The 16,168-nt window shown below is 72.5% G+C and carries 12 protein-coding genes and 1 riboswitch; of the genes, 9 read left to right on the top strand and 3 right to left on the bottom strand.

Annotation, left to right across the window (positions count from 1 at the left end; translation table 11 throughout):
• The first annotated feature begins 165 nt into the window (after window positions 1-165).
• Window positions 166-1,284 (top strand): CobW family GTP-binding protein, encoded by a 1,119-nt coding sequence (locus tag ACFT9I_RS38865; protein ID WP_382572347.1) that lies wholly within the window; start codon window positions 166-168, stop codon window positions 1,282-1,284.
• Between the two features lie 16 nt (window positions 1,285-1,300).
• On the opposite strand, the gene ACFT9I_RS38860 is transcribed toward ACFT9I_RS38865, so the two are convergent.
• A complete protein-coding gene (locus ACFT9I_RS38860; protein ID WP_382572345.1) occupies window positions 1,301-3,751 on the bottom strand; it encodes a DNA topoisomerase (ATP-hydrolyzing) subunit A in 2,451 nt (816 codons plus the stop codon).
• 312 nt (window positions 3,752-4,063) lie between these two features.
• On the opposite strand from ACFT9I_RS38860, the gene ACFT9I_RS38855 reads away from it, so the two are divergent.
• The 3 genes from ACFT9I_RS38855 (at window position 4,064) to ACFT9I_RS38845 (ending at window position 8,096) form a co-directional block, all read left to right on the top strand.
• Window positions 4,064-5,428, top strand: coding sequence for a M16 family metallopeptidase (locus ACFT9I_RS38855; RefSeq protein WP_382572351.1), 1,365 nt, complete (start codon window positions 4,064-4,066; stop codon window positions 5,426-5,428).
• A gap of 17 nt (window positions 5,429-5,445) precedes the next feature.
• Window positions 5,446-6,813: a M16 family metallopeptidase gene (locus ACFT9I_RS38850; RefSeq protein WP_382572349.1), complete on the top strand. Its 1,368-nt coding sequence runs from the start codon at window positions 5,446-5,448 to the stop codon at window positions 6,811-6,813.
• 300 nt (window positions 6,814-7,113) lie between these two features.
• Window positions 7,114-7,280, top strand: a riboswitch (cyclic di-AMP (ydaO/yuaA leader).
• A 12-nt stretch (window positions 7,281-7,292) separates the two neighbouring features.
• A complete protein-coding gene (locus ACFT9I_RS38845) occupies window positions 7,293-8,096 on the top strand; it encodes a M23 family metallopeptidase (RefSeq protein WP_382572344.1) in 804 nt (267 codons plus the stop codon).
• Between the two features lie 105 nt (window positions 8,097-8,201).
• On the opposite strand, the gene ACFT9I_RS38840 is transcribed toward ACFT9I_RS38845, so the two are convergent.
• Window positions 8,202-8,483, bottom strand: a complete 282-nt coding sequence (locus tag ACFT9I_RS38840; protein ID WP_382572343.1) for an HPr family phosphocarrier protein — start codon at window positions 8,481-8,483, stop codon at window positions 8,202-8,204.
• Window positions 8,484-8,617: 134 nt separating this feature from the next.
• Here ACFT9I_RS38840 and ACFT9I_RS38835 point away from each other — a divergent pair, with 134 nt between their 5' ends.
• From ACFT9I_RS38835 to ACFT9I_RS38820, 4 genes are all read left to right on the top strand, one after another.
• On the top strand, window positions 8,618-11,563 hold the full coding sequence (locus ACFT9I_RS38835; RefSeq protein ID WP_382572341.1) for a GNAT family N-acetyltransferase: 2,946 nt from the start codon (window positions 8,618-8,620) through the stop codon (window positions 11,561-11,563).
• 52 nt (window positions 11,564-11,615) lie between these two features.
• A complete protein-coding gene (locus ACFT9I_RS38830) occupies window positions 11,616-12,215 on the top strand; it encodes a DUF5998 family protein (RefSeq protein WP_078074670.1) in 600 nt (199 codons plus the stop codon).
• Window positions 12,215-13,435 (top strand): alkaline phosphatase family protein, encoded by a 1,221-nt coding sequence (locus ACFT9I_RS38825; protein WP_382572339.1) that lies wholly within the window; start codon window positions 12,215-12,217, stop codon window positions 13,433-13,435. Before ACFT9I_RS38830 ends, ACFT9I_RS38825 begins: the two co-directional genes overlap by 1 nt.
• A 67-nt stretch (window positions 13,436-13,502) precedes the next feature.
• Window positions 13,503-14,231 (top strand): thymidine kinase, encoded by a 729-nt coding sequence (locus ACFT9I_RS38820; RefSeq protein WP_382572338.1) that lies wholly within the window; start codon window positions 13,503-13,505, stop codon window positions 14,229-14,231.
• Window position 14,232: 1 nt separating this feature from the next.
• Here ACFT9I_RS38820 and ACFT9I_RS38815 read toward each other — a convergent pair whose 3' ends face one another.
• Window positions 14,233-15,021, bottom strand: a complete 789-nt coding sequence (locus ACFT9I_RS38815; protein WP_382572336.1) for a VOC family protein — start codon at window positions 15,019-15,021, stop codon at window positions 14,233-14,235.
• A 258-nt stretch (window positions 15,022-15,279) separates the two neighbouring features.
• Between ACFT9I_RS38815 and ACFT9I_RS38810 the strand changes: the two genes are divergently transcribed.
• Window positions 15,280-16,116, top strand: a complete 837-nt coding sequence (locus ACFT9I_RS38810) for a sulfurtransferase (protein ID WP_382572335.1) — start codon at window positions 15,280-15,282, stop codon at window positions 16,114-16,116.
• Window positions 16,117-16,168 lie beyond the last annotated feature (52 nt).

Below are 16,168 nucleotides of genomic sequence, written 5' to 3'. Positions count from 1 at the left end.
CGGGGCCCGCGCGGGCCGCGTCGGCCCCGCCCGCGCGGGGGGTGGGGGGGGGGGGCGGGGGGCCCCCCCCCCCCCCCGCCGCGGGGGGGCGCCGGCCCCCTCCTATCCTGGAGCGGGCAGGCGCACCGTTCTGCCCCGACCTCCTACGGAAGACGGAGCGCGGTCTTGAATCCGAGCACGGCCGGCAGACAAATCCCCGTGGTCGTCCTCGCGGGCTTCCTCGGCTCGGGCAAGACGACCCTGCTCAACCACCTCCTGCGGCGCCGGGCCGGCAACCGTATCGCCGTCGTCGTCAACGACTTCGGCGCCGTCGAGATCGACGCCATGACCGTCGCCGGCCAGGTCGGCTCCACGGTCTCCCTCGGCAACGGGTGTCTGTGCTGCGCCGTGGACGCGAGCGAACTGGACGGCTATCTGGAGCGGCTGAGCCGCCCCGCCGCGCGGATCGACCTCATCGTCATCGAGGCGAGCGGCCTCGCCGAGCCGCAGGAACTCGTCCGGATGATCCTCGTCGGAGACAATCCGCGCACCGTGTACGGAGGGCTCGTCGAGGTCGTGGACGCGGCCGAGTTCGACGCCACCCGCGAGCGGCACCCCGAGACCGACCGGCACCTCGCCATCGCCGACCTGGTCGTCCTGAACAAGACCGACCGTGTGACACCGGCCGAACACGAGCGCGTTCTCGGCGTGATCGGGACGCTCGGACCGGGGGCGGCGGTGGTCTCGGCGTCGTACGGAAGGATCGACCCCGGCCTGCTCTTCGACCCCGCCACGCGCCCCGCCGAGGAGGAGAAGGTCCGCCAGCTCTCCTTCGAGGACCTGACGGCCGACGAGGGGCACGAGCACGCGGGGGAGCGTTCGGGGGAGCACGCCGGGGAGCACGCGCACCACCCGCACACCGCGTACGAGAGCGTGTCGTACGACGAACCGGCCGCCATGGACCCGCGCCGGCTCATGGCCTTCCTCGACTCGCGGCCGGAAGGGCTCTACCGCATCAAGGGCTTCGTGGACTTCGGCGCGGCGGACCCGGACAACCGGTACGCCGTACACGCCGTCGGCCGCTTCCTGCGCTTCTACCCGGAGCCCTGGCCACGGGGCGCCGAGCGCCGCACCCAGCTCGTCCTCATCGGCTCCGGCATCGACCGCGACGCCCTGGAGAAGGAGCTGACGCTCTGCGCCGTCGCCGCGACCGACGCCGACAGCCACGACGAGTCCGCCATGTGGGGCGTCCTGCGCTACGTACGGTCCGAGCCGGCGGCCGAAGAGGCCGCCGACCCGGTCTGAGTACCGAACTCGTACGTCAGCTCGCCGGACCGGCCAGTACGGCGACGACCGACGGCGGCGGCGTACCCGAACCGTCCCTGCGCGGATCCAGCTCCGGCAGCTGGGCCGGTGACCCGTTCTTCAGCGCGGCCCGCGCCGGGGCCGCGCCCGCCCAGGCGAAGGTCAGCAGATCCTCGCCCTTGAGGAAGCGCTGGCAGCGCACCCCGCCGGTGGCCCGCCCCTTGCGCGGATACTGGTCGAACGGCGTGAGCTTCGCCGTCACCTCCGAGTCGTCCAGCGTGCCGTGCGAGCCCGCGACCGTGTAGACCACCCCGTCGCCCGCCGGGTCGACCGCCGTGAAGGAGATCACCGAGGCGCCGTCGGTCAGCTTGATGCCCGTCATGCCTCCGGCGGGCCGGCCCTGCGGCCTGACCTGCGAGGCCTGATAGCGCAGCAGTTGGGCGTCGGAGGTGATGAAGACCAGATCCTCCTCGCCCGTACGCAGCTCGGCCGCGCCCACCACCCGGTCACCCTCCCTGAGGCTGATGACCTCCAACTCGTCCTTGTTGGACGGGTAGTCGGGGACGACCCGCTTGACGACGCCCTGCAGCGTGCCCAGCGCCAGACCGGGCGACGACTCGTCCAGCGTCGTGAGACACACCAGCTCCTCGTCGGGCTCCAGCGTCAGGAACTCCGCCAGCGGCGCCCCGCCCGAGAGATTCGGCGCGGAAGCGGTGTCGGGCAGTTGGGGCAGATCGATCACGGAGATCCGCAGCAGCCGCCCGGTCGAGGTGACCGCGCCGACCTCGCCGCGCGCGGTCGCGGGCACGGCCGAGACGATCACGTCGTGCTTCACCCGCTTGCCGTCGCCGCTGCCCAGCGGCCCGCCGTTGGCCGTACGCGCCAGCAGCCCGGTGGAGGACATCAGCACCCGGCACGGGTCGTCGGCCACCTCCAGCGGCACCGCGGCGACCGGCGAACTGCCCGACTCCAGCAGCACCGTGCGCCGGTCGGTGCCGAACTTCTTCGCCACCGTGGCCAGTTCGGCCGAGACGAGCTTGCGCAGCTCGGCGTCCGAATCCAGGATCCCGGTCAGCTCGTCGATCTCGCCGTTGAGCCGGTCGCGCTCGCTCTCCAGCTCGATCCGGTCGAACCGGGTGAGCCGGCGCAGCGGCGTGTCCAGGATGTACTGCGTCTGGATGTCGCTCAGCGAGAAGCGCTCGATCAGCCGCTCCTTGGCCTGCGCCGAGTTGTCGCTCGACCGGATGAGGCGGATGACCTCGTCGATGTCGATGAGCGCGACGAGCAGACCCTCGACCAGATGCAGCCGGTCGCGCCGCTTGGTCCGGCGGAACTCGCTGCGCCTGCGCACGACGGTGAAGCGGTGGTCGAGATAGACCTCCAGCAGCTCCTTGAGCCCCAGCGTCAGCGGCTGGCCGTCCACCAGCGCCACGTTGTTGATGCCGAAGGTCTCCTCCATCGGCGTCAGCTTGTAGAGCTGCTCCAGCACGGCCTCGGGGATGAAGCCGTTCTTGATCTCGATGACCAGGCGCAGCCCGTGCATCCGGTCCGTGAGGTCCTTGACGTCGGCGATGCCCATCAGCTTCTTCGCCGAGACCAGGTCCTTGATCTTGGCGATCACCTTCTCCGGGCCGACGGTGAAGGGCAGTTCGGTGACGACGAGGCCCTTACGGCGCGCGGTGACGTCCTCCACGGTGACCGTGGCACGGATCTTGAACGTCCCGCGCCCGCTCGCGTACGCGTCCTTGATGCCCTGGAGACCCACGATCCGGCCACCGGTGGGCAGGTCGGGCCCCGGCACGTACCGCATCAGCGTTTCCAGGTCGGCGCCCGGGTGCTTGATCAGATGCCGCGCGGCGGCGATGACCTCACCCAGATTGTGCGGCGCCATGTTCGTCGCCATGCCGACGGCGATCCCGGACGCGCCGTTGACCAGCAGGTTCGGATACGCGGCGGGCAGGGTGACCGGTTCTTGCTCCTGGCCGTCGTAATTCGACTGGAAATCGACGGTGTCCTCGTCGATCGACTCCGTCATGAGTGACGTGGCGTCAGCCATCCGGCACTCCGTGTACCGCATGGCGGCCGGCGGGTCGTCGTTGCCGAGGGAGCCGAAGTTCCCGTGCCCGTCGACCAGCGGCAGGCGCATCGAGAACGGCTGCGCCATCCGGACGAGGGCGTCGTAGATCGACGCGTCCCCGTGCGGGTGCAATTTACCCATCACCTCGCCGACGACGCGGGCGCACTTCACATAGCCGCGGTCGGGGCGCAGGCCCATCTCGTTCATCTGGTACACGATGCGGCGGTGCACCGGCTTCATACCGTCCCGGGCGTCCGGCAGGGCGCGGGAGTAGATCACCGAATACGCGTACTCAAGGAAGGAGCCCTGCATTTCATCGACCACGTCGATGTCGAGGATCTTCTCCTCGAAGTCCTCCGGCGGCGGGGTCTTCGTGCTGCGGCGGGCCATCGCTGCTGCGGCTCCTTCACAGGTCTGTGCGGGTCTGGGCGGACAACTTGAGGAACTGACGCCGACCATTGTGGCCCGCCGCACCGACAACGCGGACCTCGACCCGTCGTTGAACGGTCCGAGGCGCCGTTTCCGGCGACCCGGAGCGACCCGACGGAGGGCCCACTGAGACTCGTCGGGGAGCCGACGGAGCGGCGAGCACCGCCCGATGGCGAGTCCTCGCCGCTTCGTCCGACCCGGGAACTTCGCCACGCGTCTCCACGCTTGCATACAGTGGCAGGACTTCTCCATATCGCGATCGAAGGGACGTACATGCCCATGGGTCACACGGCCACAGCGCAGGCCGGTTCCGGCGGCCTGACAGCGACCGAGCACCGGCTCGCCAACGGACTGCGCGTGGTGCTCTCCGAGGACCACCTGACCCCGGTCGCCGCGGTCTGCCTCTGGTACGACGTCGGCTCCCGCCACGAGGTCAAGGGCCGTACGGGCCTCGCCCACCTCTTCGAGCACCTGATGTTCCAGGGCTCGAAGCAGGTCAAGGGCAACGGTCACTTCGAGCTGGTGCAGGGCGCCGGCGGCTCGCTCAACGGCACCACCAGCTTCGAGCGCACCAACTACTTCGAGACCATGCCCACCCACCAGCTGGAGCTCGCCCTCTGGCTGGAGGCCGACCGCATGGGCTCGCTGCTCTCCTCCCTGGACGACGAGGGGATGGAGAATCAGCGCGACGTCGTGAAGAACGAACGCCGCCAGCGTTACGACAACGTGCCCTACGGCACCGCGTTCGAGCGCCTGACCGCGCTCTCCTACCCCGAGGGCCACCCGTACCACCACACCCCGATCGGCTCGATGGCCGACCTGGACGCGGCGACCCTCGACGACGCGCGGCAGTTCTTCCGTACGTACTACGCGCCGAACAACGCGGTGCTGTCGGTCGTCGGCGACATCGACCCCGAGCAGACGCTCGCCTGGGTCGAGAAGTACTTCGGCTCGATCCCCGGCCACGACGGCAAGCAGCCGCCGCGCGACGGCTCGCTGCCCGACACCATCGGCGAGCAGCTTCGCGAGGAGATCCACGAGGACGTCCCGGCGCGCGCGCTGATGGCCGCCTACCGGCTGCCGCAGGACGGCACCCGCGAGGCCGACGCCGCCGACCTGGCGCTCACCGTCCTCGGCGGCGGCGAGTCCTCCCGCCTCCACAACCGCCTGGTGCGCCGCGACCGTACGGCCGTCGCCGCCGGATTCGGGCTGCTGCGCCTCGCCGGCGCGCCCTCCCTCGGCTGGCTGGACGTGAAGACGTCCGGCGGCGTCGAGGTCCCGCAGATCGAGGCCGCGGTCGACGAGGAGCTGGCCCGGTTCGCGGCCGAGGGCCCCACGGCCGAGGAAATGGAGCGCGCCCAGGCCCAGTTGGAGCGCGAATGGCTCGACCGGCTCGGTACGGTCGCGGGCCGCGCGGACGAACTGTGCCGGTTCGCGGTGCTGTTCGGTGACCCGCAGCTGGCGCTCACCGCCGTCCAGCGGGTGCTGGACGTCACGGCCGACGAGGTGCGCGCGGTGGCCGAGGCCCGGCTGCGCCCGGACAACAGGGCGGTGCTGGTCTACGAGCCGACGACCGCCGACGACGAGGACGCCGCCTCCGACGAGATCACCGACGAGCACGAGGGGGCGGACCAGTGACCGACGCTGCCGTGACCATGGAGTTCCACCCGCAGCCGACGGCCGGGGAGGCCAGGCCCTGGGCGTTTCCCGCGCCCGAGCGCGGCGCGCTGCCCAACGGCCTGACGGTGCTGCGCTGCCACCGCCCCGGCCAGCAGGTGGTGGCCGTCGAGATCTCCCTCGCCGCGCCGCTGGAGGCGGAGCCCGAGGGACTGGACGGCGTCGCCACGATCATGGCCCGCGCGCTGTCCGAGGGCACCGACAAGCACACCGCCGAGGAGTTCGCCGCCGAGCTGGAGCGCTGCGGCGCCACGCTCGACGCGCACGCCGACCACCCCGGCGTCCGGGTCTCCCTGGAGGTCCCGGTCTCCCGGCTGCCCAAGGCGCTCGGTCTGCTCGCCGACGCCCTGCGCGCGCCGCTGTTCTCGGAGAGCGAGGTCGGCCGGCTCGTCACGAACAGGCTGGACGAGATCCCGCACGAGCAGGCCAACCCGGCCCGCCGCGCGGCCAAGCAGCTCTCCAAGGAGCTGTTCCCGGTCACCTCGCGCATGTCGCGCCCGCGCCAGGGCGCCGAGGAGACCGTCGGACGCATCGACGCGAAGGGCGTCCGCGCCTTCTACGACGCGCACGTCCGCCCGGCCACCGCCACCGCGGTGATCGTCGGCGACCTCACCGGTGTCGACGTCGACGCGCTGCTCGCCGAGACCCTCGGCGACTGGACGGGCGACACCTCGGAGCCGCGCCCCGTGCCGCCGGTGACCGCCGACGACACCGGCCGTGTGGTGATCGTGGACCGGCCCGGAGCCGTACAGACCCAGCTCCTGATCGGCCGGGTCGGTCCCGACCGGCACGACCGCGTCTGGCCGGCCCAGGTGCTCGGCACGTACTGCCTGGGCGGCACGCTCACCTCCCGGCTCGACCGGGTGCTGCGCGAGGAGAAGGGCTACACGTACGGCGTGCGGGCCTTCGCGCAGGTGCTGCGCTCCGACCCGCAGGGCACGGGCGCCTCCATGCTCGCCATCAGCGGCTCCGTGGACACCGAGTCGACCGGGCCCGCGCTGGACGACCTGTGGAAGGTCCTGCGTACGCTCGCGGCCGAAGGGCTGACGGACGCCGAGCGCGAGACGGCCGTGCAGAATCTGGTCGGCGTCGCGCCGCTGAAGTACGAGACGGCCGCGTCCGTCGCGGACACGCTCGCCGACCAGGTCGAGCAGCACCTCCCGGACGACTTCCAGGCGCAGCTGTACGCGCGCCTGGCCGAGACCGGCACGGTCGAGGCGACGGCCGCCGTCGTCAGCGCCTTCCCGGGCGACCGGCTGGTCACGGTGCTCGTCGGGGACGCCTCGGTGATCCGGGAGCCGATCGAGGCCCTGGATATCGGCGAGGTGAAGGTCGTCACCGGCTGAGGCCGACGACGACCGCCCGTCGGATCAGTACGCCCCTCGGATCAGCACGGACGTCGGAACAGCACGGACGTCGGAACAGTACGGACGTCGGAACAGCACGGACGTCGGAACAGCACGGACAAAGGGAACCCCGGTGACGAACCAGTCGCCGGGGTTCCCCGCTATGTCCGCATTCATGAGGAGGTTGCCTGAATGCCCTGTGGCGTGCGCTACAAAAGGGCCTGTCTGTTTGGTGATTGAAAGATGACCCCTTTAGCGTCGGTCCGGCTGTCCGCCAGAGCCCGCCGCATCCGCGGCACCGGACAGCCATCGCCGAGTCCCCGTCAGGCGCGAGCCTGGGGAGCCGGGGACCCATTCATGTCCCTGGGGTGAATCGGGGGCCTTCGCGCGATCCGCGGAGGAGCCCGTAGGAGACCTTCCTGCTCCGAACCCGTCAGCTAACCCGGTAGGCGAGAAGGAAGGAAAGGACCAGCCACTTCATGGCGTTCACCCGTGCCACCGGGAAGCACCGTGCCCCGAGCCGAATGACGCGCCGAGGCGCGAAAATCGCCGGAGTCGCGACTCTCACCGCCGCCGGTGTCATCGGCACCCTCGCATCCCCGGCGCTCGCCGCCGACGTGGAGGCGGCCGTCGCCCAGGACACCGCCCCGGCCACCCCGGCCCGCGCCATCGTCATCGACGACTCGCTCGCCGCCACCATCGACGCCCAGGCCGACGCACAGCACCTGGCCGCCCAGAAGGCCGCGGCAGCGAAGGCGCGGGCGGAGGCCGCGGCCCGCGCCAAGGCCGAGGCGAAACGCAAGGCGGAGGCCCGCGCGAAGGAGCTGCGCGAGGCAAAGGAGCGCGTGGCACGGGCCGCGGAGCGCGAGCGCCTCAACTCCTACCGACTCCCGGTCGCCGGCTCCTCGGTCACCACCGGCTACCGGACCGGCGGCGCGCTCTGGTCCTCCGGCAGCCACTCCGGCATCGACTTCCGCGCGGCGTCCGGCACTTCGGTCGTGGCCGTCGGCGCGGGCACCGTCGTCGAGGCCGGCTGGGGCGGCGCGTACGGCAACAACGTCGTCATCCGTATGAACGACGGCACCTACACCCAGTACGGACACCTCTCCTCGATCGGCGTCACCGTCGGCCAGAGCGTCACGCCGGGCGCGCCGATCGCGCTCTCGGGCTCGACCGGCAACTCGACCGGCCCGCACCTGCACTTCGAGGCGCGGACGAGCGAGGAGTACGGCTCCGACATCGACCCGGTCGCGTACCTGCGCGCGCACGGCGTCAGCGTCTGACCCTCTACGCGCGGAGAACACGACGAAGGCCCCGGCGTCCTGCCGGGGCCTTCGTCGTACGTGTGCGGCTCGGTGCGTGTGCGGCTCAGACGGTCTCAGACGGTCTCAGACGGTCTCGGGCAGCTCGTCCAGGCCCTCGGCGACCAGCTTCGCCAGCCGGTCCAGCGCCACGTCGGCGCCGTCCGCGTCCGAGAACAGGACGATCTCCTCGCCGCCCTGCGCGCCCAGTCCCAGCACGGCGAGCATCGACGCCGCGTTGACCGGGCTGCCGTCGGCCTTGGCGATCGTCACGGGAACGCCGGAGGCCGTGGCGGCACGGACGAAGATGGAGGCGGGACGGGCGTGCAGGCCCTCGGCCCAGCCGACGTTGACGCGGCGCTCAGCCATGGTGTTGCCCTTCAAAGTCACAGTTGTTGTCTAGACCAGTGTCTCATGTGCCCCGTAACGGGCCGATGAGGCACCCCCAGCCTGCCCCGGCCGCGCAGCCGCCGCTACCGGTGCGCGCGCCGTAGGCTCTCCCCATGACGCCGCCGTCGCAGCACGCGTACCCCGCTCACTGGGAAGCAGACGTGGTCCTGCGCGACGGGGGCACCGCCCGCGTCCGGCCGATCACCACCGACGACGCCGAGCGGCTGGTCAGCTTCTACGAACAGGTCTCCGACGAGTCGAAGTACTACCGCTTCTTCGCGCCCTACCCCCGGCTCTCCGACAAGGACGTCTACCGGTTCACCCACCACGACTACGTGGACCGGGTGGGGCTCGCCGTCACCGTCGGCGGCGAGTTCGTCGCCACCGTCCGCTACGACCGCATCGACGGGCGGGGCATGCCCGCCTCCGCCCCCGCCGACGAGGCCGAGGTCGCCTTCCTCGTACAGGACGCGCACCAGGGGCGCGGGATCGCCTCCGCGCTCCTCGAACACATCGCCGCGGTGGCGCGCGAGCGCGGGATCCGGCGCTTCGCGGCGGAGGTGCTGCCCGCCAACAACAAGATGATCAAGGTGTTCCGGGACGCCGGGTTCACCCAGAAACGCAACTTCGAGGACGGCTCGGTCCGCCTCGTCCTCGACCTCGAACCGACCGCCGAGTCCCTCGCCGTCCAGCGGGGCCGCGAACAGCGCGCCGAGGCGCGCTCCGTGCAGCGGCTCCTCGGCCCGTCGTCCGTGGCCGTCGTCGGCGCCGGACGCACGGCGGGCGGCGTGGGACGGGCGGTGCTGCGCAATCTTCTCGACGGGGGCTTCACGGGACGTACGTACGCGGTGAACCTGGCCCTGCCGCCGGAACTGGCCGCGATCGACGGCGTCCCCGCCGTACGCTCCCTCGCGGAGATCCGGGAGCCCGTCGATCTCGCGATCGTCGCCGTCCCCGCCGAGCGGGTGCCCGAAGTCGTCGCCGACTGCGGCGAACACGGCGTCCAGGGCCTGGTCGTCCTGTCCGCCGGATACGCGGAGAGCGGGCCCGTCGGGCGGGAGCGGCAGCGCGCGCTGGTGCGGCAGGCGCGTTCGTACGGGATGCGGGTCATCGGGCCCAACGCGTTCGGCGTCATCAACACGTCGCCATCCGTCCGGCTGAACGCCTCGCTCGCGCCCGAGCCGCCCGACCGGGGGCGGATCGGCCTCTTCACCCAGTCGGGCGCGATCGGCATCGCGCTGCTCGCCGGGCTGGTGCGGCGCGGCGCGGGCCTGTCCACCTTCATCTCGGCGGGCAACCGCGCGGACGTCTCGGGCAACGACTTCATCCAGTACTGGCACGACGACCCGGACACCGACGTCGTACTGCTGTACCTCGAATCGATCGGCAACCCACGGAAGTTCACGCGTCTGGCGAGGCGTACGGGGGCGGTGAAGCCGGTCGTCGTCGCGAAGGGCGCGCGGCACAGCGGCAGCGCGCCGCCGGGGCACGCGGTGCCGGTCACCCGCATCCCGGAAGCGACGGTCTCGGCGCTCCTCAGCCAGGCGGGCGTGATCCGCGTGGACACCGTCACGGAGCTGGTGGACGCGGGCGTCCTGCTCGCGACCCAGCCCCTGCCTGCGGGGCCGCACGTCGCGATCCTCGGCAACTCGGAGTCGCTCGGGCTGCTCACGTACGACGCCTGCCTGACGGAGGGCCTGCGCCCGCTGCCCCCGCTCGACCTCACGACGTCGGCCCGCCCGGAGGACTTCCGTACGGCACTGGCCACGGCACTGGCGGACCCGGACTGCGACGCGGTCGTCGTCACGGCGATCCCCTGGGTCGGCGAGAACGGCTCGATGGAGTCGGGCGACGGCGAGGTCCTGGCGACGGCGCTGCGCGAGGCGGCCTCGATGTCGCCGGCGAAGCCGGTGGCGGTGGTCCACGTGGAGATCGGCGGCCTGGCGAAGGCGCTCTCGGCGGCCACGACGACGGGGCCCCGCCCGGGGCCGATGCCGGGCGCCGCGGCCGACAGCGGCCAGGCCGCCGAGACCCCGAACCCGGCGGCCCCGGCCACCACCCCCGCCCCCGAAGGCCCGGTCGCCCGGCCCGTGTCGGTGCCCGGCACCGTTGCCGCGCCGCCCCGCCGGTCGGCCGACGGCACCGACCCGGCAGCCGGCACCGCTCGCGACCCCGGCCCCGCCCCCGGCCGGATCCCCGCCTACCCCGCCGCCGAGCGGGCCGTGCGGGCGCTCAGCCAGGCCGTCACCTACGCGCAGTGGCGGCGGCAGGCCGCCGAGCCCGGCAAGGTGCCCGAGTACGACGACATCGACGAGAACGGGGCCGCCGGGCTCATCGAGGCGATGCTCGGAGCCGCGTCCCCCGACCCGCGGGGGACGAGCCTCGGGGACGACGACACCCGCGAACTGCTCGGCCGGTACGGGATCGCCGTACGGCCAACCCTGCCCGCGCCCGGACCCGACGACGCCGTCGAGGCCGCCGCGCGCCTCGGCTACCCCGTCGCGCTCAAGACCACCGCGCCGCAGCTGCGCCACCGGGCCGACCTCGGCGGCGTACGGCTCGATCTCACCGACGAGGCGCAGCTGCGGACGGCGTACCGCGAACTCACCGAACTGCTCGGCGAACCCGCCGAGCTGCGCCCCGTCGTCCAGGCCATGGCCCCGCGCGGGGTGGACACCGTCGTGCGCGCGGTCATCGACCCGGCGGCCGGCGCCGTGCTCTCGTTCGGGCTCGCGGGCGTGGCCTCCGAGCTGCTGGGCGATGTGGCGCACCGGCTCGTCCCCGTCACCGACCGCGACGCCGCCGAACTCCTCCGCTCCACCCGCACCGCACCGCTCCTCTTCGGCTGGCGCGGCTCCGCGCCCGTCGACACCGCCGCCCTCGAAGAACTGCTGCTCCGGGTCTCCCGGCTCGTCGACGACCACCCGGAGATCGTCTCCGTCGCGCTCGAACCGGTGGTGGTCGCCGCGCACGGCCTCTCCGTGCTCGGCGCGAGCGTCCGCCTTGCCCCACCACCGTCCCGCGACGACCTCGGCCCCCGCCGTCTCCCCAGCTACTAGGCCCGATCCCGCACGGTCCTGGCCATCCACCCCGCCACCGTAGGATGGGGCCATGGCGAAGACCGGTACGACGACCCAGGGGCTGCGCACGGCGATCGAGCGCAGTGGCTACTACCCGGCTCTCGTGGCCGAAGCGGTGGAAGCCGCTGTCGGAGGCGAGCCGATCGCTTCGTATCTGGTGCACCAGGAGACGACGTTCGACTCCAACGAGGTCCGCCGGCATGTCACCGTCCTCGTCCTCACCGCCCACCGCTTCATCGTCAGCCACACCGACGAGCAGGCCGCCGACACCAGTTCGCCGACGCCGTACGCCACCACCTCGACCGAGTCCGTCAAGCTGGACCGGATCTCGTCCGTCGTCGTCAGCCGCGTCGTCGCGAACCCCGAGTCGTACACCCCCGGCACCCTGCCCCGCGAGGTCGTCCTCACCATCGGCTGGGGCGCCGTCGCCCGGATCGATCTGGAGCCCGCCGCCTGCGGCGACCCCAACTGCGAGGCGGACCACGGCTACACCGGCAACTCCACCGCCGACGACCTGAGCCTGCGCGTCAGCGAGGCCGGTGACGGACCCGACACCGTACGGCAGACGCTCGTCTTCGCCCAGTCGCTCTCCGAAGCCACCGCGGCCGCCCCGTCGTCGACCGGCCGTTGATGGCCGCCCCGCCCGCCGCCTGGCAGGACCCGGTCCCGCTCGCCCTGGACACCGCGCCCGTCCCCGAGTACGGCGGCGGCTCGCTCGCCGACCTGCTGCCCACCCTCGTCGCCGGCCAGGGCGTCACCGTCCCGGGCACCGCCCCCGGCACCCCGGCCGCCGTCATCCCCGAACTCACCCCGGCCGACCGCAACTGCGTCTTCCTGATCGACGGCCTCGGCTGGCAGCAGATCAAGGACCACCCCGACGAGGCACCGTATCTGACATCGCTGCTCGGCACCTCACGCGGCGGCACCGGCCGGCCGATCACCGTCGGTTTCCCCGCCACCACCGCGACGTCCCTCGCCTCCATCGGTACGGGCCTGCCGCCGGGCGTCCACGGCATGCCCGGCTACACCGTGCGCGACCCCGCGACCGGCGCCCTGATGAACCAGCTCCGCTGGCGCCCCTGGACCGACCCGCACGTGTGGCAGCCGTATCCCACGATCTTCCAGCTCGCCGACGCCGCCGGGATCCACACCGCCCAGGTGTCGTCCCCGATCTTCGAACGCACCCCGCTCACCGACGTCGCCCTGAGCGGCGGCACCTTCCACGGCCGCCTCTCCGGCGAGGAGCGGATGGACCTCGCCGCCGCCCAACTCGGCGCGGGGGACCGGTCGCTGGTCTACACGTACTACAGCGAGGTCGACGGCAAGGGCCACAAGTTCGGCATGGACTCCGACGCCTGGCGTGGCCAGCTGATGTACGTGGACCGGCTCGCCCAGCGTCTCGCCGAGCAACTGCCGCCGCGCTCAGCCCTGTACATCACCGCCGACCACGGCATGATCGACATCCCCTTCGACGAGGAGTCGCGCATCGACTTCGACGAGGACTGGGAGCTGCGCGCCGGCGTGGCCCTCCTCGGCGGCGAGGGCCGCGCCCGCCACGTCTACGCGGTACCGGGCGCCGAGGCCGACGTCCACACCGTCTGGCGCGAGGTGCTGGGCGAGCAGTTCTGGGTCGCGAGCCGCGACGAGGCCATCGCCGCGGGCTGGTTCGGCCCGCCCGACGCGGTCGAGGAGCGGGTGTACGGCCGGATCGGCGACGTCGTGGCCGCCGCCCACGACGACGTGGTGATCACCGCCTCCGTCCATGAGCCGCGCGAGTCCGAGATGGTCGGGATGCACGGCTCGATGACCCCCGTCGAGCAGTTGGTCCCACTGCTCGAAGTACGCTCGTAGCCGCCCCGACCACCGTGTCCCGGCGCTTCGCCGACCCCGTCCGTATCTGAAAGGCCGTCACTTCCTCATGCCCGAGCTGGTGTTCTTCTCCGGAACGATGGACTGCGGAAAGAGCACCCTGGCTCTGCAGATCGAGCACAACCGCTCGGCCCGCGGCCTCCTCGGCATGATCTTCACGCGCGACGACCGCGCGGGCGAGGGCAAGCTCTCCTCCCGGCTCGGCCTGGTGACCGACGCCGTCGAGGCGGCCGAGGGCTTCGACTTCTACGCGTACATCGTCGACCGCCTCTCCCAGGGCGGCCGTTGCGACTACGTCATCGCCGACGAGGCGCAGTTCCTCGCGCCCGAGCAGGTCGACCAGCTCGCCCGGATCGTGGACGACCTCGATCTGGACGTCTTCGCCTTCGGCATCACCACCGACTTCCGCACCAGGCTCTTCCCCGGCTCGCGGCGGCTGGTGGAACTCGCCGACCGCGTCGAGGTCCTGCAGGTCGAGGCGTTGTGCTGGTGCGGGGCACGGGCCACGCACAACGCCCGTTCGGTCGGCGGGGTGATGGTGGTCGAAGGCGCGCAGGTCGTCGTCGGCGACGTGCACCAGTCGCAGGACGAGGTCGGCTACGAGGTGCTGTGCCGACGCCACCACCGGCGCCGTATGACAGCGGCCACGGCACGGGCCGCCGCGCTCTCGCCGGACGTGCTGCCCGTCGAGATCGGCGCCCAGGCGGACGCGGTACGGACCGGAGCGGCCCGCCGGGAGGCCGTACACCGCGACGGCGCCCACGCCCCCGGCCGCTGACTCAGCGATCCGCCGAGCGCACCACGCTGAAGACCGCGCCCTCCGGATCCGCCACGGTCGCCACCCGCCCCGCCGCCGTCTCCCACGGCGGCTCGATCACATGCCCGCCCAACTCGGTGATGAGCCGCGCCGCGGCGTCCGTGTCGTCCACCTCGAAGTACGTCATCCAGTGCGACCCCCGGATCGGGCCCAGGCCCTCGCCCACGCCGTGCAGCGTCGCCACCGCGCGCCCGTCGAGTCGCAGCGTCACCACGTCGTCGCGACTCCCGTCCTGGCCGGATGTCTCCAGCTCGTAGCCGAAGACCGAGCGGTAGAACGTGCTCACCCACGCGGCCTCGCGGGTCACCAACTCGTTCCAGACCGGCGTCCCGTGCGGCCCGGCCACCGCCGTGCCGGTGTGCGCCTGCGCCTGCCAGATCCCGAAGACCGCGCCGGCCGGATCCGACGCCATGGCCAGGCGCCCCTCCTCGCCCGCGTCCAGCGGCCCCACCCCGACGGTGCCGCCGCAGCCCCTGATCGCCTCGGCCGTCTTGTCGGCGTCGTCCGTGGCGAGATACGTCGTCCACGCGAGCGGCAGCCGTCTGCCCGGCGCCAGTTCGCCGATTCCGGCGACCTCCTTGCCGTCGAGGACGCCACGCACGTACGGGCCGAACTGCTGGGCCCCCGGCACCTGGACGAACTCCCAGCCGAACAGCGCCCCGTAGAAGTCCCGCGTCGTGCCGAGGCTGTGCACCATCAGACTCACCCAGCACGGTGTGCCGGGTCTGCGCCGGATCGGTGCCTCGGTCATCGTCGCTCTCCTCTCGAACCGTTCGCGGACGGTCGTGATCGGGATGGACATGCTGAAGACAGGCCGCACGCCTTGAAACGGCGCGGCCCGGTGCCCGAGCAGATGGTTCCACTCCCCGCCGCGCACCGCGCCCCGGCCGCGCCGCTTTTGGCGTGATCTAGCAAGAGGATGACCGTTTTGACAAGGACGTAACGTTGCCGTGTTATGACGCGCCGGGTCGAGGCCGAACGCCCTTGCCGGTACGCGAGGATGGCACGTATGACAGCCATCATCTCCGCCTCCGAACTCGCCGACGCGACGGCCGGACCCCGGCCGCCCGTCCTGCTCGACGTCCGCTACGTGCCCGGCGCCCCGCCCGGCCGCCCGGAGTACGAGGCCGGCCATCTGCCGGGCGCCGTTTTCGTCGACCTCGAAGCGGAACTGTCCGACCCGCCCGGCGCCGGTGGCCGTCATCCGCTGCCCGACGTCGCGGCGTTCGGCGCGGTGATGCGCCGCGCGGGTGTCTCGGCCGGCACACCGGTCGTCGTCTACGACGCCGGTCTGGGCTGGGCCGCGGCCCGCGCCTGGTGGATGCTGCGCTGGACCGGTCATGGGGACGTACGGGTGCTGGACGGCGGACTCGCGGGCTGGGACGGCCCGTTGACCACCGAGATCCCGACACCGCGGGAGGGCGACTTCAGCCCCGTACCGGATTCGCTTCCGCTGCTCGACGCGGACGGCGCGGCCGCGCTGGCCCGCGACGGGCTGCTGTTCGACGCGCGTGCGGCCGAGCGTTACCGGGGCGACGTCGAACCGCTGGACCGGGTCGGCGGGCACATTCCGGGCGCGGTCTCGGCGCCCACCTCCGAGAACGTCGGCGCCGACGGCCGCTTCCTCCCGGCCGAGACGCTGGCGGCCCGGTTCAAGGCCCTGGGCGCCACGGCCGACGGCACGGGCCCGGCGGTCGGTGTCTACTGCGGCTCCGGGGTGTCGGCGGCGCACCAGTTGGTGGCGCTGGAGATCGCGGGCATCCCGGCGGCGCTGTACGCCGGTTCATGGTCGGAGTGGACGGCGGACCTCGCGCGCCCGGTGGCGACGGGCCCCGACCCGCAGTAGAGCCCGGGGAGCGCGACGTCATGAGCCGGGGCGGTACGCGCTCAGCGCGTAC

Source organism: Streptomyces sp. NPDC057137 (assembly GCF_042670825.1).
Classification (GTDB): Bacteria; Actinomycetota; Actinomycetes; order Streptomycetales; family Streptomycetaceae; genus Streptomyces.
Note: the sequence above shows the minus strand (reverse complement) of the source record. Positions and strands in the feature narration are given on the sequence as shown.

Excerpts from the sequence above, each read along its gene's own strand:
- ACFT9I_RS38860 (WP_382572345.1), bottom strand. The coding sequence starts at position 3,751 with ATGGCCCGCCGCAGCACGAAGACCCCGCCGCCGGAGGACTTCGAGGAG.
- ACFT9I_RS38855 (WP_382572351.1), top strand. The coding sequence starts at position 4,064 with ATGCCCATGGGTCACACGGCCACAGCGCAGGCCGGTTCCGGCGGCCTG.
- ACFT9I_RS38850 (WP_382572349.1), top strand. The coding sequence starts at position 5,446 with ATGGAGTTCCACCCGCAGCCGACGGCCGGGGAGGCCAGGCCCTGGGCG.
- ACFT9I_RS38845 (WP_382572344.1), top strand. The coding sequence starts at position 7,293 with ATGGCGTTCACCCGTGCCACCGGGAAGCACCGTGCCCCGAGCCGAATG.
- ACFT9I_RS38840 (WP_382572343.1), bottom strand. The coding sequence starts at position 8,483 with ATGGCTGAGCGCCGCGTCAACGTCGGCTGGGCCGAGGGCCTGCACGCC.
- ACFT9I_RS38835 (WP_382572341.1), top strand. The coding sequence starts at position 8,618 with ATGACGCCGCCGTCGCAGCACGCGTACCCCGCTCACTGGGAAGCAGAC.
- ACFT9I_RS38830 (WP_078074670.1), top strand. The coding sequence starts at position 11,616 with ATGGCGAAGACCGGTACGACGACCCAGGGGCTGCGCACGGCGATCGAG.
- ACFT9I_RS38825 (WP_382572339.1), top strand. The coding sequence starts at position 12,215 with ATGGCCGCCCCGCCCGCCGCCTGGCAGGACCCGGTCCCGCTCGCCCTG.
- ACFT9I_RS38820 (WP_382572338.1), top strand. The coding sequence starts at position 13,503 with ATGCCCGAGCTGGTGTTCTTCTCCGGAACGATGGACTGCGGAAAGAGC.
- ACFT9I_RS38815 (WP_382572336.1), bottom strand. The coding sequence starts at position 15,021 with ATGACCGAGGCACCGATCCGGCGCAGACCCGGCACACCGTGCTGGGTG.
- ACFT9I_RS38810 (WP_382572335.1), top strand. The coding sequence starts at position 15,280 with ATGACAGCCATCATCTCCGCCTCCGAACTCGCCGACGCGACGGCCGGA.